The sequence below is a fragment of the Ruania zhangjianzhongii genome (assembly GCF_008000995.1).
GTDB lineage: Bacteria > Actinomycetota > Actinomycetes > Actinomycetales > Beutenbergiaceae > Ruania > Ruania zhangjianzhongii.
Window position 1 is genome coordinate 3,778,361 of sequence record NZ_CP042828.1, and the last position, 24,153, is coordinate 3,802,513.

Genomic DNA, 24,153 nt, shown 5'->3' on the forward strand with positions numbered 1-24,153 from the left:
AAGGCCAACGATGCCGGCCACTGCCACCTTCTCCCGTCGCGCCCTGTTTGCCGGCGGAGCCGGCGCCTTCGCACTGACCCTCACCGGCCCCGGCCGGGCGATGGCCACCACGTCCGATCTCACCGAAGATCTGGACTACAGCTCCCCCGAAGCCTTCGCCGTGGCCGAGCAGGCCTATCTGGACCTGGCGGCGGAGAACAACGAGGCCGGTGGCTTCGCCTGGGGTGAGTCCTACTACCTGAACGCCCTGCTGCTGATGTACCGGGCGCACGGCGATCCCCAGTATCTGGACCAGTTCGAGGACCGCCTCGACCAGGTGCTGGCCAGCACCGATGCCGCTCGCGGGGTCAGTGACTACTCCGGCCGCTCGGGTCCGTGCTGGCGGGCTGGGGGCAACTACACCGCCGGCCACGGTGAGCTGCTGCTGACCGGCGGCGCTCCGGGGATCCAGGTGCGCTGGGCCGGGGCCACCTCCGGCGATGCCACGGCCACGGTCACTCGGATCGACGCCGACACCTTCGATCTGGAGCTGTACCACCCCTCCTCCAGCATCACCCTGACCAGCCTCAGCCTGGACCCTGCCAGCCAGAGCTACGTCGTCGACGCGGTGACCGAGGCCTACACCCCGTGGCAGCGGTGGACCGCGATCGATCATCGCGCCGAGCACGCCAGCGGCGAGGAGCTGGCCGAAACCGCCGTGGCCTTCGAGTCGCAGTTCTACGCCTTCGCCGTGCACACCGGGATGATGGTCCTGCCGATGTGCCGCTACATCCGCCTGGTGGGCAGCACGCCGGAACTCTCCGGTCGGACCGCCAAGGCCACCCGGCTGATGCGGGCGGTGCGCGAGTCCATGCGCTACCACCGCGATGACGTCCACGTGGACGAAGACGGACTCGGTGACTTCCGCGCGCCGCTGGGGGCGCCGGTTCCCTTCGACGGTGCGATCCAGCCGCTCAACCAGTCCCACGGGCTGGGGGCGGCCTTCGCCGAGATGTACGCGCTCACCGGGAACCAGCGCTACCTCACCAAGGTCAACGGCCTGCTGAAGAGCCTGCGGTTGTCGCTGGAGAACCACGACGGTGCCTACCAGTGGCCGTACTGGCCGGTGCACTCCGAGATGTTCCAGGGCTACGAGATCGAGGACGAGGTGTCCAGCTACACCCCGTCCTTCACCCCGCACACCCAGTGGGAGGACATCAGCCACGCCGCGATCACCCTCGAGTTCATCCAGTCGGTGCACGAGTGTGGGATCGCGGACATGAGCGCCGACCGCGAGCGGTTCGCTGCCACGTTCACCGACACGGTGATCCGCAGTGAGGACTCGCTCTGGTACCGGGTGGACGGTGCCACGGACACGACTCCGGCCACTGCGGTGCAGTCGGCCCGCTGGCTGATGCTGGACGATATCGAACCGGCCATCCGCGAGCAGGTCCTGCGGGTGTTCCGGGCCGAGGCGCTGGAGCCAAGCCAGGGCTCGCACACGCTGGGGATCGCCTACCTGAACTACACCGCCTGACCGGGCCGCGGCTCCCGGTGCCGGCGGTCAGCGGCTGACCGGAAGCACCCGGTCCAGCACGTCGAGAGCGAGATCCTGGATCTCCGGCGGGAAGTCGTGGCCACAGTCCGGATGGACGGTGACCAGGTTCTCGTCCGCGTCCAGCGCGGCGTAGGTGCGCCGGGCGCGGCCGACCAGTCGCCGCACGCTGGCGCAGCTGAAGTTGTCGTCATGCTCTGGCGCGCTCACCAGCACCGTCCGCGGTGCGAGCGCGGCCAGCAGCTCGTCGAAGTCGAACGGGACGCCGTGCTCTTGGCCGAGGAGCGGCATGTAGCGTTCCTGCTGCCAACCGGACAGGTCGCCGCCGGCGTAGTCCGAGAACGAGTCGAAGCCACAGCTGGTCACCACCGCCTGGATCCGGGGATCGAAGACCGCGGTGTACAGACCGTTGTGGCCACCGAGGGAGTGGCCCACGGCGGCCACCGGTCCCGGGCGGACACCGGGCAGTGACTCCAGCAGGTCGATGCCCCGGACGTTGTCCCAGATCGCCTTCATCGTCCCGCTGCTATACCCCAGCGCGGCGAGATCCGGATGGTAGCCGGCCAGCAGGGGGTACGCCGGGGCGAGCACGACGTACCCGGCCTGGGCCACGCGCCGGCCGTAGTCCCGGCCGGGCCTGCCGCCCAGACCCACCACGACGCCGTGCCCGAGGGTGTCATCGGTCGGGTGCAGGGCCAGCGCAGCCGGGGCAGTGGCCTCCCCCTCGGCGACCGCCCGCGGCAGGAGCAGGTACGCCGGGGTCCACTGCCCGTCCTCCGACTGGTAGCTGAGCAGACGGCGGATCACACCGTCGGTCTCGACCTCTTCCGCCACGCGAACGGCCAGATCGGTAGGGCGCCGCTGCGGCAGGAACGGGCCGGTCACCTTCTCCATCTGCGCCTGGACCTCCGCCAGGGCCGGCGAGCTCGTGGTCATCGGGGACATCCTCTCGGCAGTAGTCGTGGCGGTCGCAGGGCCAGCGGGCGGGCGGCGGCGCAGCTACTCCAGGAAGGTCAGCAGCACTGTGGCTCGTTCCTGCAGGTCCTCGCCAGCGCGATCGGTCAGGGTGTCGGAGTCGCGGACCCCGTCGAGATGGCGGCTGAAGCGTTCCAGCCACCGGGCGGCGGACTGCGTGTGTCCACTGGCCACCGCCTGCTGGGCCCGGTCCAGGGTCAGGGTCAACGGCCGCTCGATACCGCCGTCGACGTCACCGGAGGCGATGTACCCCTCCAGCGCCGCCACCAGCGCGCGGACCTCGCCGGGCCGCTGCAGGGTGATGATCATCGCCGCCACCTCGCTGCGCCAGGCCCGGTACTCGCCGGCGTCCCGGGTGAACTGCGCCTGGTCGGTCACGATCGCCTCGGCACTGAGCAGCTCGCGGGCGCGGGCCAGGTCAGGCTCGCCCGCGCCGTGCTGTTCGGCCCGGTCGATCGCCTGCTGCAGGACGTTGAGCAGGTTGAAGTCCTCCATCCCGTCCCGGAAGTTGTGCAGCCGCTGAGAGGCCAACGGGCCGTCGGCGCCGGGATAGAACAGCGAGCCGTCGCCGTTCGCCGTCTCGTAGGTCTGCGGATCCCAGTCGCTGAGCACCCCATCGGTCATCGGCTCACGGTCGGGCCAGCGCATGATGTTGTAGTACAGGAAGCCGTCGACGCCGGTGGTGTGGGACAGCGGTCCGAGCAGCACCCGGGTGTCGCTCGGCGGATAGCCGTTGAACCAGTTCGGCAGCGGGTGGCGCACCGCCTGGTGGGTGTACCAGTACACCTCGTCGCCTCGCTGCTGTGCTCGCGCCATCGCCTCGGTGTCGAGGGTCTCCACCCCGGGCACCCAGATGTCGATCTCCTCGGCCAGTCCGGAGTCCACCCCGAGCGAGGGGTCCATGAACGTGCTCATCACCTCAAGATCGGGGAACTCCGCCTTGATCTGGCCGAGCACGGCCTGGGCCAGCTCGGTGTCGCTGCGCTCGTCGAAGCCGTAGATGTAGGCCTTCTCGGCCAGGCCGGCGTCCTCGTACTCGGCCATCGCCGCCCCGACGATGTCCAGGATCTCGTCGATCTCCGGTTGCCAGCTGTCCGGGTCCTCCGGATCGAACTCCCGGTCGGCATAACCGGGCAGGTAGAGCACGTTGAACTGCCGCAGACCGATACGTTCCTCGAGCTCGAGCAGCTCGGCGACGGCGGGTGGCTCGGTGTTGTAGATGAGGTCCGGTTCGATCTTGAAGTCGCCGAGGAAGTCGATGTAGGCGTGCCGGAGGTCCTCGAACTCCCCCTGGCCGGCCGAGTCGTAGACCTGCTCGAGCATGTACCAGCGTTCGGAGTACTCCGTGGGCGCACCCGGGTCGGTGGACTTGGTGGTCATCGACGTCGCCAGGTCCGGGCGGTCCGGGATCTCGAACGGCCAGACGGTGGCTTCGACCTCCAGCTGCTGTGCCTCCACCCCGGCTGCCTCGAACTCCACGGTCACCGTGTACGTGCCGGGTGGGGCTTGCGCGGGGGCGTGGAGCTGCAGCCAGTACGGCTGGAGCACCCAGGGCTGCAGGTCCACACTGGTCAGGTCGGTGCGCACCGGATCGGGGATCCAGCCCTCGTAGTTCTGCGGGCGGCCGGGCATCGCCGGGAGCACCACGTCGGTGTTCTGCACGAAGACCGAGCCCAGCGGGTGCACCCTCGCCTCGAGCCCGGTCGGCGCCTCGGCCGCATCGTTCTCGGTCGGCCCATCGGCCGGATCGCTCTCGACGGCGTCACCCGGCCCGCGGACGTCCGTCACCCGTGCCTGCACATCGGCGAGGCCCTGGGTGTAGGGCAGCAGGACGGTCTGGATGGACTCGTACTCCCCCTGAGCCAGGGAGAGGCTCGGGTTCTGCTGGGTGCAGGCCGCGCAGGGCAGGTCGCTCGGGTAGACGAGGCTCATCGCGTCGGCGGTGGCGATCCCGAACGGTGCCTCCGGGCGTTGCCGGCGCGCCTGGACGAAGTCACCGAGCCGGTCCACAGCCAGGCCGGTCGCCTCGGTCTCCTGCCGGATCTGGTCGAGCTCGGTGAAGTCCCCGGTGAGGTCTTCGGCGCGCTCAGCCAGCTCGTCGAGACTGGCGGTGTGGTCGGCGGCGCGTGCGCGCAGGCCGGCGTCGTCGGGGTGATCGGCCTCGGGGATCTGCTCGCCGATCCGGGTCAGCGTGGTGCGCACCTCATCGATACCGGAGAGCAGGTGGTCCAGCCGTTCCTGCCGGTCGCTCTCGTCCAGGATCGCCAGGCGCATGAAAGCGCCGAAGTGGCCGGTGGACAGCGGGTCCGTTCCGGTCGCCTCGATGGTCAGCGTGTGCCGTCCCTCGGGCAGCGCCCGGGTGTCGATGTGCTGGTAGCTGCCGGCCTGGATCGACTCGGCGTACAGGTTCAGCTCGGTCGGGGACTGCTCGTCCAGGGCCACCTCGTAGGTGCCGTAGCTCGGTGCCAGCAGCGGCTGCAGGGAGATCTCGTACTCCGCATCGGCGGGGACCTCGAACGCGAGGGTCAGCCGCTCCCCCGGTCCTGCCGAGTTCTGGAAGAGCAGGACGTCGATATCCTGGCCGATCTCCTCCCCCGTCATCACCCTCGTGCCCTGGCTGGCGTGGGCCACCTCCAGGTCGGCCGCCCGGTGGACGGTGCCGAAACCAGGATCCTCGGCAGCGTCCGCAGTGGCTGTGGCCGGCTCGTCCGTGGCTGGCTCCTCGGCGTCGGCGTCGGCGACTGCCGCCGTCGCGGACAGCGCGCCGAGTGCGAGCGCTGCACTGAGCACACCGGCCAGGCTCCGGGTGCGGTGGCTAGCTGCCGGCCGCATCAGCTGTGCTCCGGAACGATCCGCAACATCTCGGTAGCACCGAGCCGGGTGTAGAGGTTGCCGTAGTCATCGAGCGTCAGGTGCGGGCCGGCCCCTTCGTAGAGCACCTCGAGGCCGGACTGGGCCGCACCGCTGCGCAGTGCGCCGGCCGGGTCGAAGCCGAACACCCGCCCACCGACGTTGCCGTAGATCGTGCCGTCCTCGGCGGTGACCAGCTGGGCATAGTTGCCGGAGATCCGCCCCTCGGGCTTGAGGTCGGGAAACACCTCTTCGGTGTGGATCCACTCCAACGTCTCCGGGTCCATCGCGAACAGCCAGCCTTCGGCGTAGAACCAGACCGTGCCGTCGGCGGCGGCGGTGGCCCCGCTCACCGCGCGCAGCCCGGGCTCGGGCAGGGCCACCTCGTCGACCTCTTCGGTGGTCTCGTCGAAGACCATCACGCTGGCTTCGTCCTGCTTCGGTCGCTCGGTGTAGGCGTAGTAGATGTTTCCGCCGCCGAAGATGCGGTCCCCGCTACCGGTAAGGGTGTCCACCGACTGGAGGCCGATCGGCCCTTCGATGGTGTGGCACTCGCCGGCAGCGGTGTCGAACCACCCGAAGGCGCCGACGTCCTGACCGGAGGAGCCCGCCTGACTGCCGTAGTAGAGCCGGTCACCGGAGCTGTGCAGTCCGTAGGGGCGGTTCTGGCCGGCACCGATCTGGCACTCCACTGTGGGCTCCTCCTCCGCTGCCAGCTGGGCGGGGGTGAAGGAGGTGATCTCCCCCCGGGGATAGGCGCCCTGGAAGATCCGGCCGTCGTGGCTGATCATCTGCTCGGCCTGTCCGCCGAGCTCGAACGTCTCGTGCGCGTCGTCGCGCATCGGCGTGTACCGGCCGATGCCGCCCTGCAGGTATCCGGAGCTCCAGATCGACCCGTCCGGACCGGTGGCCAGGCTGTTCACCCGCACCGACACGTCCGGGATGCCCTCGATCTCCTCGACGCTGATCTCCTCGTTCTCGATGTTGTACCGGGTCAGGAACCCATAGGAGTTCAGGCCCACCAGAGTGGACCCGGGCCACGCGGGATCGTCCAGCTCGACGATGTCCCACTGCCGGGCGAGGATCACCACGTCCTCGGGCAGCTGGGTCTCCTCGCCGGACTCGATGGTGTAGCGGAACAGCGGCCAGCCTTCGTGGCCGGCTTTGGTGTAGTAGATCTGGCCGTCGACGATAGGGCTGGAGCCGGGGTAGGCCACACCGCGGATCTCGTCGATGACCTCGGCCTGCAGCTCACCGCTGTCGGTACGGTCCACGTCGAGCACCACGAGCCAGTCGTTACCGGTGCTGCCGGCGTCTCCGGCCCAGGCCAGCACGTAGCCGTCGCTGATCGTCAGAGTGCGGACCTCGACGGAGTCCTGGATCTCCTCATCCAGCAGCGGGGCGAGGTTCTCGCACTCGTTCGTGTCGATGCTGCAGGCGAACAGGTTGACCTGGTTCCCGGTGCCGACGAAGACGGTGCGGCTGGCCTCGTCATAGCCCAGGGCACGGGTGTAGTTCGCGTCCTCGGTCAGCGGCAGATCGCCGAGCACTCCGGTGAAGCCCTCACCCTCGGTGAACGTGTACACCGAGGCCCCGGGGTAACCCGCCGTGGGTTCACCCCAGCCACCCCCGTAGGCGTTGCCCTCCTCGTCGAAGGCGATGCCGTAGGCGAAGTTCCAGTGCGGGATGTCGGGCTTGCCGGCATTGACTGCTTCGTCCTCACCGGGGGTGTACAGCCACAGGGCAGCCGCGCCGTAGGTGCCCACGTAGACCGTGCCGGTCACCGGGTTCTGATTGACCTCCCAGCCTCCGGTGACCCCCGGCAGCCGCACGGTTCGGGTGACTTCTCCGGTGAGCACATCGGTGGCCAGCAGGATCCCGGGGTCGTCCTCGCTACCGGTGGCCATCGACCAGAGCACGTCGCGGCCGTTCTCATCGACGCCGGCGTCGCTGGACAGCATCCGGGGCTGGCGGACCACCTGAGCGCCCAGTGCGGTGTACTGCGCACTGAGCAGCACGTTGTCCACGCTCAGCTCGCCGATGGCGCCGACCTCGACCTGCACACCGGTGGCTCCCTGCGGTGCCTCGGCACTGAGGTCCAGCCGGTCGCTGCGCACGTCGCGGCGGGTGTGTTCGACGTCGATCACCTCCCCGTCGGCGTCCACCCAGTGCAGGCCGAGCCAGGCGATCCTGCCGTCGTGCACATCCGCCCAGGCGGTATAGCTCTGCCCGGACTCGACCGGGGTGCTCTCGCTGATCACGCCGGCCTGGCGGCAGCTGCGGTCGGCGCCGATCAGCAGCGAGAGGTCTCCGGCGCTGGACCAGTCCTCGGTGGTGGAGAGCGCATCGGCACAGGCGTCACCGGCGGGCTCGCCGTAGCCGTCGGTGAGGGACCAGCCGCCGAGCCCGTCCTCGAAGCTGTGGTTGGTCACCAGCGCGTCGCCCGACGCCGGGTCGGCCGCCGCCTGCGGTGGCTCGGTATCGGCAAGCGGTGTCCCAGCGTCGGCCTGGGCAGCCGGCATCCCGGCCGGATGCACCAACGCGGCGGCCAGCACGCCACCCACGGCTACGGCAGCGAGGTGACGGAGAGACAGTCGACGGCGCTTCATTACGTCCATGTCAAAAACCTATTACAAGCAAGGCACAAATAGAAGGCCTGGTCTCGATCCGGTGCCTGATCCCGTGCCTGATCCGCCCCGTTTACTCCGGTAGACCAGGCAGCACCCGTCGTGCGTTCTGTGCTGCCAGCGCCTGCCGGGCTGCGTCGTCGATCGTGGCAGTGGCGAGCTGGTAGGCGCTCGCCACCGGCTCTTGGACCGGCTGGCAGGTGCCGTAGGCGAGCATCGACGCCAGGGGGGTCTCGCACATGGTCCGCAACACACCGATCGGGCCGTTCATCCGCCAGGTGTCCAGCAGCACCCGGCGCAGGTCGTGACCGGCGTCCAGATTGGCGCGGACCTCGGTCCAGTCCCCCGATCGCAGGCCGCTGAGCACGATCGGCACCGGCTGCGCGAGGCGCAGGAAGTCCGCGATCTGACTGGTGGTGCATTCTTCGACGATGTACCGCGGATGGCGTTCCCGTGGGTCTTCCAGGGTGGTGGACAGGTGCAGAGCGATCCCAGCGTCCTGGACGGCGGCGACCAGATCGGCCGCTGCCGGGTGGCCCAGGGTGTAACCGTGGTAGCCCGGCACGATCCGTACCCCGCGTGCCCCGTGCCCCAGCGCCCAGGCCAGCTCGGCCTGCCAGCCCGGCTCGGTCGGGTTGAGGATCGGCGTGAAGGAGAATCGCGGCTCTGCCTCGACCACGCGGTGCAGCTCCTCGTTGCCGCTGCGGGTGTCGTAGCCGAACACCGAGGCCAGGTGGCTCAGGCACAGGCCGGAGAGCCCGAGCCGGTCGGCCTGCCGGGTCAGTGCCGCGGCGTCGGCGTGCGCCTGCAGCCGCCATGGGAAGAGGCCGAGGAACGCGGTGACGTCCACCGCCTGCTGGGTGGCGAAGGACTCCAGTGGATCGCTCATGAGCGCACCTCCTTCAGCAGCTGGGCCATCGTCGCGCCCATCACCAGCTCGCTCTCCTCGGGCCGTAACTCGGCGGCCACGACTTTGCCGATGCTGTGCCCCATGCAGACGCCGTGCAGATCGGAGCCGAAGACCACGCGCTCGGCGCCGAGCCGGTCCACGGCGATCCGGACGGCACCGCTGTTGATCGGCGTTCCGGAGGTGTCGGTGCGGATGTTCGGATAGGGCGCGATCGTGTTCATCGCAGTTTCGACCTGTCCGCCGAGGTGGGCCATGATGATCCGCGCCTCCGGGTAGCGGGCACCGATCCTGGCGATGTTCTGCGCGTTCGACTCGTACGGCAGCTGACCGGCGGTCTTGCGCCAGGCGTGCATGAGGATCGGTATCCGGTACTCGATCGCCTGCTCCACCACGGGATCGACCAGCGGGTCGTCCGCCGTGGTGGCGACCCAGAGCTTGATCCCGACCATGCCGCGCTCCTCGACGTTGCGCCGCAGGTCCTCCAGTGCGGCGCTGCCGTGGCGCGGGTTCACATAGCAGTAGCAGGCAACGAAGTCCGGATGGTCGCGGTGCACGGCGTACAGGTCCGCGTTGGCGGCTTGCACCGCCTCCAGGCTCGGGTAGTGCTGGTAGCCGGCGATCGAGGAGACCATGATCGTGTCCACGCCGTGGGCGTCGCACTCCTCGATCACCTGCGGATGGAGCTGGGAGCCCTGCAGGTGCGCGTGTGCGTCGATGATCACCGCTGGGCCACCTGCTCTGCCACCTCGGCGCCGGCCTGGTCCAACCGGTGCACCGTCTCGGCGATGTCCTCGGAGGTGTGGGAGTAGTTCACGAACGGGACGTTGGTCAGGGACACCCCATGACGATAGGCCGCGCGGAAGAAGGTATCGAGGACGCCGGGCTGGCCGTCGGTGGGCCGGAACGTCGGGCAGGGCGCCAGGCCGGTCAGCACCAGCGGGATGGCTCGGCTCTGGAAGATCGCGTTCAGTCCATCCCGCAGCGCGGCCCCCTGGCGCCACAGGTGGCCGATCACGTCAGCACCGGTGTAGGTGTCCAGGCAGGCTGCGGCGGCCGCCAGGGAGAGCGCCTCCCCGCCGAACGTCGAGGAAACGACTGCGCGGCCGGGGCCGCAGGCCGCCATCACCTCGCGGCGGCCGGCGTAGACGGCGATCGGCATACCGTTGGCCATCCCCTTGCCATAGACCATCAGATCGGCGCCCACCTCGAAGTACTCGTTCACGCCGCCGAGGGCGATCCGGAAGCCGGTCACGATCTCGTCCAGGATCAGCAGCGTGCCGTGCTGATCGAGCAGGGCGCGCAGCTGGGGATAGTACGTCGCGCCGTCGGCCATAGCGGCGTAGTCCGCGGCGACGACGACGGCGGCGACCTGGCCCGGATGCGCGGTGAGGATCTGCTCGACCGCCGCCAGGTCGTTCCATGGCACCGGGTGGTGCAGCGCCGCGACGGCTGCCGGCACGCCGGCGGGCACCGGTGCCGGCTGTCCCGGGAGCGCGGCCGCGCCCGCGCCGAGGGCGTTCAGCCAGCCGTTGTAGCCGGTCTGGATCACGTGGTCGCGGCCGGTGTAGCTGCGCGCGATCCGGATCGCGGCGGCGATCGCCTCGCCGCCGGTCTTGAGGAAGCGGGCCTGGTCCATCCCCGGTAGCTGGGCACAGAGGCGCTCGGCAACCTCCGCCTCCAGCGGCGTCGGATGGCCGAACACGATGCCCCGGTCCAGCTGCGCGCGGATCGCCTCATCCACGGCCGGGTAGCGGTAGCCCAGGCTCACCGGGCCGAGAGAGTTTCGATAGTCGATGAACTCTCTGCCCTGTTCGTCCCACACCCGGCAGCCGTCTCCGCGGACGATCACCTCGGGCTCGTCGGGGAGCAGCCGAGGTGCTTTGGACGCGGTGCTCGAGCCGAACGGCATCACCGTGGCGAACCGGTCCGTCCAGGAGGTCTGGCTTCGCGTCTGATCCGTCATCGAGGGCGTACTCATCCTGGTCCTATCGCTGTGGAGTCATATCGCTGATTGCTCCCGAGGAATCAGGGCTGCGGGTGCTCACCGTGGATTCCGCGGATTGGCAGAGGCATAGACGACGTGCGCCAGGCAGTACAGCGACGACGGGAGCTCGTCGAGAACGCCCGAGTCGAGCAGCGCACGGGTATGACCGAGCACCCCCTGGTTCCAGGGGGTCAGACTCGCCCAGGCCAACGACTGACGCTCGTAGGCCGGCATCCCGGTGGCACCATCGCCGTCCACAAAGCGAAAGACGCTGGGCGAACCGTCGTCTTCTGTCGTTGCCACATTCTCGGTGTAGGTGGCGGCCAGTCCGCGTAGCTCGGCCGTGCCGAACGGCGGGCGGCGCCCGGGCCGGAAGGACCGGAGGCCGCGGTAGTACTCGAGCGCGAAGTTCACATCGATCTGGGCGTGACTGGTGTCTTCAAGGACTTGGTTCGGCGGATACCAGGGCCGGTACTGCGAACGTGGGCTGTCGATGTCCCAGCCGTTGTAGGCATCCCCCTGCGGCCGCCAGTACGGCCACACGTAGGCCGAGCCGTCCGGCACCATGCTGTCTCGCAACGTCCACCCCAGGGCCGTGGCGCGGTCGATGTACTGACGGTCACCGGTGACGGTGGCCATCGCCGCGATGGCCCGGCCGAGGGCAAGGAAGTGGTTCAGCGGGTTGTCCATCCCGGCGTGCCACACCGGCGCATCGGGCAGCGTGACGTAGTAGCCCGACCCCTCCGTGGTCTCGCGCCACTCCGGGTCATGGACAGCGATCGCATCGGCGGCTGCCGCCAGATAGGTCTCGGCCCGCTGGGCGTAGGTCGGGTTCGACCGCAGGCCCGAGTCGCCTCGCACCAGCTGGGCGAAGAGCACCATCGGCTGCACGATCTGGCCAGTGTGCGCCTCGAAGATGTAGGGCGGCGAGTGCATCTGGTACTCGCCCGGTGCGATATCGGTGGCCGCCGGGTCCGCACGGAGGTCTCGGAGGGTGATCAGCATCCGCTGCGGGGCTTCGGTCTTGAACCCCTCGAGCACCCGCTGGACCGCGTAGTGAGGATCGGCCGGGTCGGCGCTCAGGCCCTCATGGGTTGTTGTTCGGTCATAGTGAGTGTTGTGCGCCGACAGGCCGAACTCGCCAGCGGCTCCCGACGTCACCGTGACGGTAGTCCAATCGGCATAGGCGAGCGCCGACCGCACTTCGAAGACCGGTTGCCCGGTCCTGTCCGGGATGGTGGCGTAGCCCACTGTCTGGTGGTGGTCCGCACGCCAGGCCGGGTGGGAGACGCCGGCGAAGTCGGTCACGCCACGTTCACTGTCCCGGCTGGCCAGCACGTGATCGATGTGGTCGATCATCTTGTCCAGGTAGTGCGTGTCGTGAGTGGACTGATACATCAGCGCATAGCCCTGCAGCACATAGGCCTCACCCCAGGCAAGCTTCCCGCTCAGCCCGGAGCTGTCCTTGTCGTTCGTCTCGTGCTTGTACCCGTCGCCACCGTTCAGCGCAGTGTCCAGCCGATCAAAGTGCGCACGGGAGATGAGATCGTCCGGCGCAGTGGCGCGTGCGAGCGGCGGACGGCGATCCAGGAGCGTCATGCCGACAGTGGCGGCGCCCACGATGCCTACGCCGCGCAAGAACCCCCGGCGTCGCACCAGCCGATCATCGCGGTGCGGATGAGTCACGATTCTCCTGTCCGACGCGGTCCTGGCAACGCCTGTGGATGCCGTGTCACCACTGCACTCACCCGCCCGCCTGGACCGTGCTGGATTGCAGCTCCGCTGCGGCGCCGGCCACCTTGGCCAGGGCGGACGCGACGGCACTGGTCTGATCCTCGGTCCCGGAGAGGTAGCGGTGCGGGAGCCAGATCGTGTCGGTGGAGACCAGGTCGGCCTGCGGGCACGGTGCCTCCGGGTAGGGCTGGCCCAGCCGGGCGGCCACCTCCCGGGCGTCGGTGACCACTGCCTCGTTGCGGTGCAGCGGCACGTAGCCGGGCGAAGCGTGCACGCCTTCGGCGGCGAGCGCCTGCACGGCGGCGTCCCGCAGCCCGAGCCGGCCCAGCTCGGCCAGGCGCAAGATGAACAGGTGGTGCCCGTGGCTGGTGAGGTTCGGATCCGGCGGCGCGAGCTGGACGCCCTCGACCCGCTCGAGCTCGGCGCGCAGCTGCTGGCTGCGGCTCTCCCGCAGCTCCTGGTCCGCGGGATGGCGCCGGAGCTGGGGGCGGAGCACAGCGGCCTGGAACTCGGTCAGGCGCAGGTTGTAGCCGACGTGCTGGTGCTGATACCAGCCGCCGCCGCGGACCCGGCCCACGTTCACCAGCGAGTAGAGCGCGTCAGCGAGCGCGGGGTCGGAGGTGGTGACCAGACCGCCCTCACCGGCGGTGATGTTCTTGCTGCTCTGGAAGCTGAACGTGCCCATATCGCCGAGGGATCCGACGGCCTGGCCGCGGAAGCGGGTGCCGATCGCCTGGGCGCAGTCCTCGATCACCGCGATGCCGCGGGTGCGGCCCAGCTCGCGGAAGGCGTCCATATCGGCAGCGCGGCCGGCCAGGTGCACCGGGACGATGGCCCGGGTGCGTTCGGTGATCGCCGCGGCACTGGCCGCCGGGTCCAGCAGGTGGGTCTGCGGGTCGACGTCGGCGAAGACCGGCACGGCGCCGAGGAACAGCGCCGCAGAGGCGGTCGCGATGAACGTGTACGGCGGCACGATCACTTCGTCGCCCAGGCCCACGCCGCAGGCTCGCAGGGCCGCGACGATCGCCAGGGTGCCGTTCACCAGGGCGGTGCCGTGGGCCGCGTCCTGGTAGTGGGCGAACTCCTGCTCGAACTCGGCCACCACCGGCCCGGCAGTGCTCCCCCACTTCCCGGAGCGGTAGACCTCGAGGAGTGCTTTCTCCTCGTCGGCGTCCGGTTGCGGCCAGGTGGGAAAGTCGCCGAGGCCCTGCAGTGCAGGCGTGCCTCCATGGACGGCGAGCTCCGACATGGACAATCTCCTTCGAGTTACGGTCATGCCTTTATAGGCTTCACAGTAGCGACAAAATTATGGATAGTCGATAGCGTGTGCGGAACGACCGCATCCGGAAAGGCGAGAACCCTGCTATGTCCGACCAGCTGGCCCTCGACGGCGGAACCCCGATCCGCAGCACACCGTTCCCGCAGGTGGGCGACGCCTCGGGACGCACCTTAGGTGAGGAAGAAGCGCAAGCTGCTGCCGCCGTCGTGCGCAGTGGGCGCCTGAACCTGACCGTGGGTGAGCAGACCCGGGAACTGGAGCGTGAGTTCGCCGACTACTACGGCGTGGGCCACGCCGTGGCCTCCACCTCCGGTACCGCGGCGATCCATCTCGCCGTGGCCGCGGTCAACCCGGAGCCCGGTGCGGAGATCATCACCACCGGGATCTCCGATGCCGGCACCATCATGCCGATCCTGGCGCAGAACGCGATCCCGGTGTTCGCTGACGTGGACGCGAACACCGGCAACCTGGACGTGGAGTCCGTGCGGGCGCTGATCTCCGACCGCACCTGCGCGATCATCGCCGTGCACCTGTTCGGCTGCCCGGCGCCGGTGACCGAGCTGCGTGAGCTGGCCGATGCTCATGGCATCACCCTGATCGAGGACTCGGCGCAGGCGTATCTGACCAGGACGGACCCGGACGGTGCCCTGGCCGGCACGGTCGGGCACATCGGCTGCTTCTCCCTGCAGCAGTCCAAGCACATCACTGCCGGAGACGGCGGGCTGACCATCACCGACGATGACCAGCTGGCCCGCCGGGCGAGGCTGTTCGCGGACAAGGCCTGGCCGCGAGACACCGGGGAGCGCACCCATTTGTTCCTCGGACTGAACTACCGGATGACCGAGCTCCAGTCCGCGATCGCCCGGATCCAGCTCACCCGGTTGGCCGGTGTGGTGCAGCGCCGGCGGGAGCGAGCCGAGGAGCTGACGGCCGTGCTGTCCGAGCTGCCCGGGCTCGAGCCGGCGCCGAGCCGCGGGCACAGCTACTGGCAGTTCCCGGTGTTCGTGGACGAACACACCGCAGGCGGGGACGCGTTCCGGTACGCCGAGGCGCTGGTCGCCGAAGGGATACCGGCCACCGGGGGCTACATCACCCGGCCGCTGTACCTGACCCCTGTGCTCACCGAGGCGCAGACCTATGGCACGTCGGGATACCCGCTGGCGCAGGCGAGACAGGAGTATGCCCCCGGGCTGTGCCCGGTGACGGAGTCGCTGATCAACGGCCGGCTGCTCGTGATCGCGTGGAACGAGCAGTACACCTCCGGCGATGTGGCCGATATCGCCGCCGGCCTGCGCAAGGTACACGCTGCGAGCCATGGCTGATCCGGTGGGGGGTACAACAGTGCGAGCGGGGGTCGCGGTCCGGGACGTCACGCCGGCGAGCGGGTCGCCGATGTCCGGTTACGGGGTGCGCACGGCACCGTCGTCGGGGGTGCACGATCCGCTGACGGTCCGCGCGCTCGTGGTCGAGCACACCGCTTTGGTGACCGTGGACGTCGTGGGCCTGCACGAGGACACCTGCGCCCAGGTGCGGGCCGCCTGCCGGCCCTGGGCCGAGCACGTCCTGGTGCACGCCACGCACACCCACGGCGGTCCGGTGAGCATGCCCGACCGGCTGGGCGAAGGCCTGGTCCAGGCCTGGCTGGAGACGGTGGTCCACGCCTGCCGGGACGCCGTCGCCGAGGCCAGCGCCGCGCAGCAGGAGGTCACCGTGCGAGCCGGTTACGGCGCCGACCCGGGGGTGGCGAACAACCGGCGCCGCCCGGACGGTCCGATGGACCCGGCGCTGCCGGTCCTCCAGCTCGCCCGCGCCGACGGCAGCGTGCTGGCGACCCTGATCTCCTACGCCTGCCATCCGGTGGTGCTGAGCGCGGACAACCTCCTGCTCACCGCCGACTACCCCGGCCCGACGCGCCGCGCCCTGGAGGAGCAGATCGGCGGCACGGTGCTGTTCGCCACCGCCTGTGCCGGGGACCAGAACACCGGCCACTCTGCCGAGGTCACCGCACAGGGCGAAGCCGACGACCGGACCTTCGCCCGCTGTGAGCAGGTGGGGATGCGGATCGCCACTGCCGCCCGCGAGGCCGAGCTGCGCAGTAGACCCGAGGTGCACAGTGCTTCCGGGCAGCACGGTACTTCCGAGCAGCACAGTAGTTCAGAGCAGCACAGCGGTGACGGCGAGGTGACCTCCGCAAGCTCCGCCGTCGAGCTGGCTCTGGACGTGCCCAGCGCGGCCGAGCTAGACCGCGAGAGGGAGCACTGGGCCGCCCAGGCGGCCACCGGCTCGCGGAACACCCCGCTGTACGAGAACTGGCACGAGTGGGCCGCCCGGACCGACCCGGCAGGTCCGGCGACCTGGCAGGCGCGGGTGAACGTGCTCCGCTGGGGTCCGGCGGTGATCATCACTATGCCGGGGGAACCGTTCTGCCAGGCCGGTCTGGACCTGCGAGAGCAGGTGGCCGGCGCTGCGGCAGTGTTCGTGCTCGGCTACACCGACGGCTGCCCGGGATACCTGCCCAGCGCCAGCGAGTACCCTTTCGGCGGGTACGAGGTGTGCGATGCGCACCGCTACTACGGGATGCCCGGACCGTTCGCGCAGGGGTCGCTGGAGCGGCTGGTGGACGGCGCGGTGAAGCTGCTGCCCACGGCCGGCGTCGAGGTCACCGGCGGCACCGGGGTCACTGCCGGCTGAGTCACTGCACCACCCCGCGGGTTCACTGCGCCGCTGCGTTCACTGCGCCAGCCCGCGGGTTCACTGCGCCCCCTCCCGCGTTCACTGCGCCAGCCCGCGGGCGGTGACCTCGATCTCGAACCCGTCCGCCCAGGGCATCAGCACCCAGGGCAGCACCGGCGGGCGCACCCGCGCGGACAAGGTCACCTCGGCCACCTGCCCGTCCGGGGTGCCCGTCGGTGCCGCCACGGCGAAGTCCTCGAACTCACCGGCCACCGAGGCGGGCGCCGCCGCCAGGTAGTCCTGCACCGCGGCGTGCACGGAGGCGTCGGTGAGCGGCAGGTGGGCCACACCGGGGTCGGTGTAGTAGGTCTCGGCGTCCACCGCATCGGCAGCGTCGGCGGCGAGCGCGTCGGCCAGGGCGAGCAGCTCCTTACGCTCCAGGTAGATCGAGGAGATGGATGCGACCACCAGCACCAGGGCCAAGGTGATCACGCCGAACACCAGGGAGAGCAGCAGGATCTGCCCGTCCTCGCGGCCGGCGTTCACTCGCGCCCACCGGGCACGCCACCAGGCGATCATTGCGTCTCCCGGAAGTCGTCGACGGCGGTCATCGCCTCGGCCTCGACCCGCACCGTATCGCTGAGCGCGTCATCGAGGAACGGCGGGGTCAGCGGGAGGGGTACGTCGGTGGCCACTTCCAGGTGCAGGTACGCCCCCGGGCTCAGGCACGGGTCCTCCTGGCAGGTCACCTCGAGCGCGCTGGGGCCGTCGACGTCCATCCCCTGATCCGCGAACGCAAGCTCGACTGCGACCGCGGCATCGGCAAGGCCCTGGTCGAAGCTCTCCGCCTGGGCGATCAGCCGGCCAGCATCGCGGGCGGCGCCGTCGGCTGCGAACGTGGCGGCCTGGACTCGGCCGAGGGTGATGATCAGGTACACCGTGGGGATCAGCAGCACGAGGGCGACGCCGAGGAACTCCACCACTGCGCTGCCGCTCTCGTGGTCGCGGAGCCGGGCCAGGCGGCGGCGTAGCCAGAGGATCGCTTTCACCGGTCCGCCTTCGATGCCCGCTGCAGTGCCTCACTCCGGCTCATCGGCGTTCGTCCACTGCCCGGCCGGTCACGTCGATCATCCCGGCGGGCCCGAGCAGTCCGAGCACCGGCACCGGGGCGGCGATGTGCACCTCCACCACCTGGACGTCGCGGTAGTCGGCGCGCCCGGTCTCCACCTGTTGGGCGTAGTCAGCGGGCAGGGAGGAGTCGATCAGCCAGCGGGTGCGGGCGGCACCATCGGCCAGGGAGTTGCCGTCCAGCGCGGCGTACCGGGCCCCCTCGGCGGCGCTGTCGATGAGGCTGGTGCGCACGTGCAGGGTGAGCGCCAGTTGCACCACACCGAGCACCAGCACGGTCACCAGCACCGAGACGAGCAGGAAGTCCACCAGCGCTGATCCGCGGTCCTGGTCAGCCGGCCCGTTCCCCCGGCCATCCGGCCGCCGCTCCTGGTCAGGACCTTCAGGCGCCGAGGACACGGTCCATCGCGGTCTGGAACACCTGGCTGAGCGCATCGCCGGCGAGCGCCCAGATCAACACCACCAGCCCCGCCGTCATCAAGGTGACCATCACCCACCCGGGCACGTCGCCACGGTCCGGCTCGGCACGTAACCGGCCGACGGCGCCCGCCCACCAGCGGCGCATCTGCAATCGACTCGCTCTCATCGTCATACTCCCTCTCTGCCCGGCCGAACGGTGACCGTCCAGCTCTCGTCGTTCGACTCACGCCACGGCGCAGCTGCGCGCCGCACGCTCTGCTCATCCGATCCGCAGCACCACCAACCCTGGGAAGATCGCGAACAGGATCGAGATCGGCAGGATGATGAAAACGACCGGTATCATCATGAAAATCTCCCGCCGACCGCCCTCCTCCATCAACGCCCGGTGCCCCACTTCACGCGCATCCTGCGCTTGCGCACGAAGCACATCCGCCAGCGGAGTGCCACGATCGACGGCGGTGGCCACGCCGTCGGTGAACCGCGCCACACTGGACAAGTCCGTGCGGGCAGCCATCCGGTCCAGCGCCTGGGTGAGCGTCCGACCGGACCGGACATCGGCCAAGGTGAGCTCCAGCTCGGCGGAGAGGTCGCCCCGCGTCGTCCGGACCACACGCTCCAGCGCAGCGACTGGGGACTCCCCCGCCGCCACGGCCAAGGCCAAGAGCTCGGCGACGGTCGGGAACTCGGCGATCATCCGCTTCTCCCGCGCATTGGCTTGATGGCCCAGATACTGTTCCCGGGCCACTGCACCGGCCACGCCGGCCAGCACCACCAGAATCACCAGCGCAGGAAACGGAGCGTCCCTGGTGGTGCCCAGTACCAGCGCGAGCGCCAGGCCACCGGCCAGACCGAGCGCAGCCCAGATCACCTGCTCCACCCGAAAATGCTCGACGGTCATGGCCGAGCCCGCCCGGGTCAGCCGGCGCTGCACACCAGTAGCGGGACTACCGATCCGATCGAAGGCTCGCACCAGATCCCCGAGCACCGGTTGCAGCATGCGTTCCAGGGTGGGGAACGGAGTATGTGCCGGTCGGCTCCGCAACAGGCGCGACGTCGACGGCCGGTCACGCAGGTAAGGCGAGACCCGGTCGATGAGCCGCACCCGGCGGGCACTCAGCCGCCAGAGGACAAGGACCAGACCGAGACCGAACGCCAGCCCGAGCCCGGCGCCGGCCAGTGCCGCGCTGCTCGCCATCAGCGCAGCACCCGTTCGTCCTCGGGCAGCCGACCCAGGCGCACCATCACCAGGTAGGCACCGACCGAGGCGACACCGCCGATGAGCAGCACCAAGGCTCCCACCGCTGAGTTGAACGCCTCCACGGTCTGCGGCCGGGTGCTCAGCATCGCCAGGATCAGCCATGGCGCGGCAGCCGCCAACCGTGCCCCGTTCACCGTCCAGGACTGCCGAGCCTCGAGCTCACCGCGAGCACGCAGGTCCTGGCGCAGGAACTGGGAGAGCGTGCGCAGCAACCGGCCCAGATCGGTGCCGCCGACCTCGCGAGTGAGTCGCAGCGACTCGATGAGGCGGTCAGCCACCGGGTCGGCAAGCCGAACTTTCAGCCGCTCGAGCGCATCGATGAACCGCCCGGTGGCACGGTAGTCCTCAGCGAACTCCGCAAACGCCGGCCGGAGCTGCTCGGGTCCGCGCTCGGCCAGGCTGCCGACGGCCTCGGGCAGCGACATTCCTGCGCGGATCGCCGAAGCGAGATCGTCGACGGCGTCCGGCCACAGCTCACGTAGCGCCACCCGTCGACGCCGAGCCCGGACGCGGATGTAGGTCTGCGGTGCCAACAGGGAGAGCAGACCGAAAGCCGCAGCGATCGTCGGTGACCCGGTCAGGCCGAGCACCACCACCCCCACCACCACGGCGACCGCCACCGAGGTGGTGAGCACCGCCGTCGGCGTGATCGTGGGCATCCCGGCCTGGACGAGCAGATCGGTCAGCTTGCTCTGCCTGCGCTCGCCCCGGTCGCGTCTCGGTGTGAGCGGCCACCAGGACCACCAGAGGCACACCAGACCGGCGCCGAGGAGGAGTCCGACGATGGTGCCCACGCTTCAGCCCTTGGCCAGGAGGTCCTGGAGCTCGAACCCCGCCCGCTCGAACCGTTCCGGGTGCGGCGGGAAGCCGCCGGTGCGGACAAGGTCCCCGCCGGTGCGCGAGTACAGCGGCGACAGCTCAACGACGCCAGCTTCCACGCGTCCGGAGAGCGCGACGATCTCGGCGACCTGCCGGTGCCCGTCGGCGTGCAGGTCCAGGTGCACCACCAGGTCGAAGGCGGCAGCCACCGTGGGGACCACGAACTGGGCGGAGACGTTCTCACCTGCGAGCAGGGGCAGCGTCGTCATCTTCACGACGGCGTCGCGCGCGGAGTTGGCATGGACCGTGCACGCGCCAGGGATGCCCGCGTTCAGGGCAATCAACATGTCCAGCGCCTCGGCCTCGCGCACCTCCCCGATGATCAGCCGGTCCGGCCGCATCCTCAACGCTTCTTTCACCAGGCGGCGCAGGGGAATCTCGCCGGTACCCTCCAGATTCGGTTGCCGGCACTGCATCGCCACCCAGTCGCGGCAGTGCAGCTGGAGCTCGAAAACCTCCTCGCAGGTGACCACATGCTGATGCGCGGGTATCGAGCCCGCGAGCGAGTTGACCATGGTGGTCTTGCCGCTCTGGGTGGCTCCGGAGACCAAAATGTTCAGCCCGCTGGCGAACGCCGCGTGCAGGAATGCGGCAGCGGCCTCGGTCAGCGACCCCAGGGCCACCAGGTCGGCGAGACTGCGCGAACGGACCAGGAACTTGCGGATGTTCACCGCCCAGTGCCGGCGGGTGACGTCCGGGATCACCACATGCAGCCGCTCCCCGGTGGGCAGCGTGGCGTCCACAAAGGGGGTGCTCAGATCGAGGCGGCGACCCGAGGTGCGCAGCATCCGCTCGACGAGCTCGTGCACCTGTTCTTCGGTGAGCATCGTGGTGGTCAGCTCGGGCCGACCGTGTCGCGCGACAAATACTTTCCCTGGGGCGTTGATCCACACCTCCTCGACCTCGGGGTCGTCCAGGTGCTGCTGCAGGGCGCCCAGTCCGACGATCGCGTCGCGCACCGACTTCACGGCCGCGTCCAGGTCATCGAGGCGGGGCACCAGGCCCTGCAGGGAGCGGTCGTCGTAGTCGGCGACGGCGTCCCGGATCAGGGTCTGCACGTCGCCGTGGTCACGGCCCGGGTCGAGCCCGCGACGGCGGATCAGCTCGCGCACCTCGCCCTCGAGGAGCGCTACCCCTTCGGCCATCATCAACGTCCCAGATTGCCCGCCCCATCCGCCCCGGCGCGGTGAATGCGGTCCAACCTAGCGAATCTTGGGCCGGCGCGTGGCCCGATTGTGGATAAGTCTGCCGATCCGGTCGATTGCCTGCCGGCCGGCACCGCCGAGAACGGCGAAGCCCAGCAACGCCACCAGGGTCGGTACCAGGGCCACTGGCGCGAGCGTCTCGAGCGAGGCCCGCTCCAGCACACCGCTGCCGAGCGCAGAACCCGCGGCGATGCCCAGGTTCATCGCCACCGGTATCAGCGTTCCGGCGGTGGTGCGGTGCCGCGTACCGGCTTGGCGCATCACCCGTGTCTGGATCGCCGGCCCCAGGCCACCGACGGTCAGTCCCCAGACGAGCACGACGGCCACATCCGTGATCGCGCTGCCGCCGATCAGCATCAGCCCGGCCAGGCTGAGCGCCAGCATCCCGGCAAGCACGATGGGAACGGCCGCCGGGTAGCGATCGCTCGTGGCTCCGACGCCCACCACACCGCCGACGCCCACCAGCCCGAACAGCAGCAGCAGGAGCAGCGGTGTGGGCACGGCGCTGGGCTGGAACAGTTCGGCGACGAAGGTGAACGCCGCGAAGTGTCCGATCAGCAGGCTGCCACCGAAGGCGGTCGTGACCAGGATCGGGCCGAGCCCGCGCAGCCGTTGCCTGGCGCCCACCTCGGCCTCGGCCTCGACCGGCTGGTCCTCGTGCCGGACCGGATAGCGCCGCAGGACCAGGAGAATGGCGGCGGCCGCCAGCAGGGTGAGCGCCGCGAGCGCCAGGAACGGCGCCCGCCAGCCGACCCACTGTGCGATCGCGTTCCCGGCGGGGATGGCCGCTACGGTGCCGAGGGTGCCACCGAACAGCACCACCGCCGTCGCGCGTCCGATCTGTACGGCCGGCACGATCGATGCGGTGTGTGCGTTGATGGTCGACCAGAGCAGACCGGTGGCCGCTGCGGCCACCAGCCGCGAGGCCATCGCCACGGGGTAGTCGCTGGTGGTCGCGGTGACCACAGTGGCGAACGCGGCGACCAGTAGTGCCCCGGCAATGACCGTCGGCCGCGGCACGCGGGCGGTGACTCGAACGAGGGGGAAGCTGGCCACCACCACGGTCAGCGCCCAGGCGGAGACCAGCAGCCCCGCGCGGGCTAGGGACACGTCCAGCCCGGCCGCCAGCTGCGGCAGCACCGCGGTGGGCATCATCTCGCCACTGACCACCACGAAGATCGCCACGGTCATGGTGATCAGAGCCGGCCAGGGCAGTCGGTCCGGACTTCTCTTGCCGGCGACGGCGGAGGATCGGGTGTCGTGGTCGTCGCGGCGGCGGCGTAGCTGTTCCGTCATCTGACCGACGGTAGAGTTTGACATTGGTGTCAATGTCAAGGTGGTGTGGCTCACCGGCTACCGGGGTCGCGCCGTCCGGCGCGGAGCACCAGCTGCGGAGCCACCGTCACCTTCTGCGACGAGCGCTCGGTCGCGGGCTCGAGTGAGCGCTCCACGGCGAGCCGGAGGGCGAGCCGGCCGACCTCTCGCTTGGGTGGTGCGATCGCATCCAGCGGCGGGTCAGCGAGGGCGGCGATCTCATCGTCGTAGGCGATCAGATCCAGCTGGGCGGGGATCGTCACCCCTCGCTCGCGTGCGCGTTGCGCCAGCACCCCGGCGGCGACGTCGGAGTGCACCAGAGCACCGGTGATCCCGCGGCTGGCGAACCGGTCGAGGATCTCGTCCATGCGAGTCTGCATCGCCGGCTCGTACTCCGGGGCGGAGGCGATCGTCAGGTGTTCGCTGCGCCCAGTGTCGAACAGTGGGCGCTTCGTGTCGAATCCGGCCTGCAGCCAGCCGGCCGTTGCCGTGGACTCGGCGCACACCAGCGCCACCGCCCGGTGGCCCAGGTCGGCGAGCCGCTGGAACGCGAGGCGAGCGCCCAGGGCATGGTCCGACCGGACCGAGTCGAGGTCGGTGAACTCGTCCCCGCCGTCTCGTTCCATCAGCACCACCGGCACCGCCTGCTCCTGCAGCAGCCGGTAGGTGCTCGGATCGCGTTCGGGCGTCTGGGCGGGGGTCACGACCAGCGCGCTGACGCCCCGCCTGATGATCCGGCGGATCTGTTCCTGCTCCTGTGCCACGCTGTAACCCGAGTTCGCGAACGCGATCGGCACCCGCGCGGCCGCGGCCGCCTCTTTCATCCCGTCCAGGACACGCAGGTAGTAGTAGCGAGTGGACGGGATGATCAGCCCGATGGCGCCGGCCTGCGAGCGCCGCGCCGGGCGGCGTTCCCTCGGGCTTGGGAGAGGTTCCGGGCCTCCGGTTGATTCCCCCTGGCCTGCGGTGGGACCCGGCCGACCGACGGCGATCGCGCGGCCATACGCTCGGCGTGCGACGCCCTGGGCGACCAGGACGTTGAGGTCCCGCCGGATACTCACCGGAGACACCGCCAGCGCCGCTGCCAACGACGAGACGCTGACCTGGCCGGTGATGGCCAGCTCCCGCTCGATATACATCCGGCGTTCGGCAGCTCGCACGTCGACCTCTCCTGAATCCGCGACCATCGGCGCCGCCGTGGTGGAACCGGTCAACCGATCAGATCGGGTTCACGGTACGCCAGCCACAGAAGGGCAGACCATTGGCGACCTGCTCGGCCCAGTGACGCGCTCGGCAGAGGTGATCGTTTGAACGGTCTGTTTTGACAGACCTGGCCGGCCAATGGATGGATAGCGGAATCTCGAACCCTCACCGCGGAAGGTC

20 protein-coding genes are annotated in these 24,153 nt (G+C 69.8%); 3 read left to right on the forward strand and 17 right to left on the reverse strand.

The window, feature by feature from the left end; translation table 11 throughout:
- Positions 1-10: 10 nt before the first annotated feature.
- A complete protein-coding gene (locus FU260_RS17560) occupies positions 11-1,516 on the forward strand; it encodes a hypothetical protein (protein WP_147918214.1) in 1,506 nt (501 codons plus the stop codon).
- A 27-nt stretch (positions 1,517-1,543) separates the two neighbouring features.
- Here FU260_RS17560 and FU260_RS17565 read toward each other — a convergent pair whose 3' ends face one another.
- From FU260_RS17565 to FU260_RS17600, 8 genes are all read right to left on the reverse strand, one after another.
- On the reverse strand, positions 1,544-2,470 hold the full coding sequence (locus tag FU260_RS17565) for an alpha/beta hydrolase family protein (protein ID WP_147918215.1): 927 nt from the start codon (positions 2,468-2,470) through the stop codon (positions 1,544-1,546).
- 63 nt (positions 2,471-2,533) lie between these two features.
- On the reverse strand, positions 2,534-5,341 hold the full coding sequence (locus FU260_RS17570) for a glycoside hydrolase domain-containing protein (RefSeq protein WP_147918216.1): 2,808 nt from the start codon (positions 5,339-5,341) through the stop codon (positions 2,534-2,536).
- The gene (locus FU260_RS17575) at positions 5,341-7,977 is read right to left on the reverse strand and encodes a hypothetical protein (RefSeq protein ID WP_147918217.1); all 2,637 of its coding nucleotides are present in this window, start codon (positions 7,975-7,977) and stop codon (positions 5,341-5,343) included. The genes FU260_RS17570 and FU260_RS17575 overlap by 1 nt, the downstream gene beginning before the upstream one ends.
- Positions 7,978-8,059: 82 nt before the next feature.
- On the reverse strand, positions 8,060-8,875 hold the full coding sequence (locus tag FU260_RS17580; RefSeq protein ID WP_147918218.1) for an amidohydrolase family protein: 816 nt from the start codon (positions 8,873-8,875) through the stop codon (positions 8,060-8,062).
- A complete protein-coding gene (locus FU260_RS17585; RefSeq protein ID WP_168211833.1) occupies positions 8,872-9,618 on the reverse strand; it encodes an amidohydrolase family protein in 747 nt (248 codons plus the stop codon). Before FU260_RS17585 ends, FU260_RS17580 begins: the two co-directional genes overlap by 4 nt.
- Positions 9,615-10,859: an aminotransferase class III-fold pyridoxal phosphate-dependent enzyme gene (locus FU260_RS17590; RefSeq protein ID WP_168211834.1), complete on the reverse strand. Its 1,245-nt coding sequence runs from the start codon at positions 10,857-10,859 to the stop codon at positions 9,615-9,617. The genes FU260_RS17585 and FU260_RS17590 overlap by 4 nt, the downstream gene beginning before the upstream one ends.
- 78 nt (positions 10,860-10,937) lie before the next feature.
- Positions 10,938-12,566 carry a hypothetical protein gene (locus tag FU260_RS17595; RefSeq protein ID WP_147918221.1) on the reverse strand — a complete coding sequence of 543 codons (1,629 nt, stop codon included), beginning with the start codon at positions 12,564-12,566 and terminating at the stop codon, positions 10,938-10,940.
- Positions 12,567-12,624: 58 nt separating this feature from the next.
- Positions 12,625-13,863, reverse strand: coding sequence for a DegT/DnrJ/EryC1/StrS family aminotransferase (locus FU260_RS17600; RefSeq protein WP_147918222.1), 1,239 nt, complete (start codon positions 13,861-13,863; stop codon positions 12,625-12,627).
- 116 nt (positions 13,864-13,979) lie between these two features.
- On the opposite strand from FU260_RS17600, the gene FU260_RS17605 reads away from it, so the two are divergent.
- Positions 13,980-15,215 carry a DegT/DnrJ/EryC1/StrS family aminotransferase gene (locus FU260_RS17605; RefSeq protein ID WP_147918223.1) on the forward strand — a complete coding sequence of 412 codons (1,236 nt, stop codon included), beginning with the start codon at positions 13,980-13,982 and terminating at the stop codon, positions 15,213-15,215.
- A complete protein-coding gene (locus tag FU260_RS17610) occupies positions 15,208-16,584 on the forward strand; it encodes a neutral/alkaline non-lysosomal ceramidase N-terminal domain-containing protein (protein ID WP_168211835.1) in 1,377 nt (458 codons plus the stop codon). Before FU260_RS17605 ends, FU260_RS17610 begins: the two co-directional genes overlap by 8 nt.
- A gap of 81 nt (positions 16,585-16,665) precedes the next feature.
- Here FU260_RS17610 and FU260_RS23665 read toward each other — a convergent pair whose 3' ends face one another.
- From FU260_RS23665 to FU260_RS17650, 9 genes are all read right to left on the reverse strand, one after another.
- The gene (locus FU260_RS23665) at positions 16,666-17,145 is read right to left on the reverse strand and encodes a hypothetical protein (RefSeq protein ID WP_168211836.1); all 480 of its coding nucleotides are present in this window, start codon (positions 17,143-17,145) and stop codon (positions 16,666-16,668) included.
- Positions 17,142-17,615 (reverse strand): TadE/TadG family type IV pilus assembly protein, encoded by a 474-nt coding sequence (locus FU260_RS17615; RefSeq protein ID WP_235912279.1) that lies wholly within the window; start codon positions 17,613-17,615, stop codon positions 17,142-17,144. The genes FU260_RS23665 and FU260_RS17615 overlap by 4 nt, the downstream gene beginning before the upstream one ends.
- Before the next feature lie 40 nt (positions 17,616-17,655).
- Entirely contained in the window at positions 17,656-18,003 is a 348-nt protein-coding gene (locus tag FU260_RS17620) for a TadE/TadG family type IV pilus assembly protein (RefSeq protein WP_235912278.1), read from the reverse strand.
- Positions 18,004-18,076: 73 nt separating this feature from the next.
- Entirely contained in the window at positions 18,077-18,259 is a 183-nt protein-coding gene (locus FU260_RS17625) for a hypothetical protein (RefSeq protein WP_210418336.1), read from the reverse strand.
- Positions 18,260-18,373: 114 nt separating this feature from the next.
- Positions 18,374-19,309: a type II secretion system F family protein gene (locus tag FU260_RS17630; protein WP_147918227.1), complete on the reverse strand. Its 936-nt coding sequence runs from the start codon at positions 19,307-19,309 to the stop codon at positions 18,374-18,376.
- Positions 19,309-20,166 carry a type II secretion system F family protein gene (locus tag FU260_RS17635; protein WP_147918228.1) on the reverse strand — a complete coding sequence of 286 codons (858 nt, stop codon included), beginning with the start codon at positions 20,164-20,166 and terminating at the stop codon, positions 19,309-19,311. The genes FU260_RS17630 and FU260_RS17635 overlap by 1 nt, the downstream gene beginning before the upstream one ends.
- Before the next feature lie 3 nt (positions 20,167-20,169).
- The gene (locus FU260_RS17640) at positions 20,170-21,396 is read right to left on the reverse strand and encodes a TadA family conjugal transfer-associated ATPase (RefSeq protein ID WP_147918229.1); all 1,227 of its coding nucleotides are present in this window, start codon (positions 21,394-21,396) and stop codon (positions 20,170-20,172) included.
- Between the two features lie 57 nt (positions 21,397-21,453).
- Positions 21,454-22,752 carry an MFS transporter gene (locus tag FU260_RS17645; protein ID WP_168211837.1) on the reverse strand — a complete coding sequence of 433 codons (1,299 nt, stop codon included), beginning with the start codon at positions 22,750-22,752 and terminating at the stop codon, positions 21,454-21,456.
- A gap of 50 nt (positions 22,753-22,802) precedes the next feature.
- The gene (locus tag FU260_RS17650; protein ID WP_168211838.1) at positions 22,803-23,930 is read right to left on the reverse strand and encodes a LacI family DNA-binding transcriptional regulator; all 1,128 of its coding nucleotides are present in this window, start codon (positions 23,928-23,930) and stop codon (positions 22,803-22,805) included.
- Between the last annotated feature and the right edge of the window lie 223 nt (positions 23,931-24,153).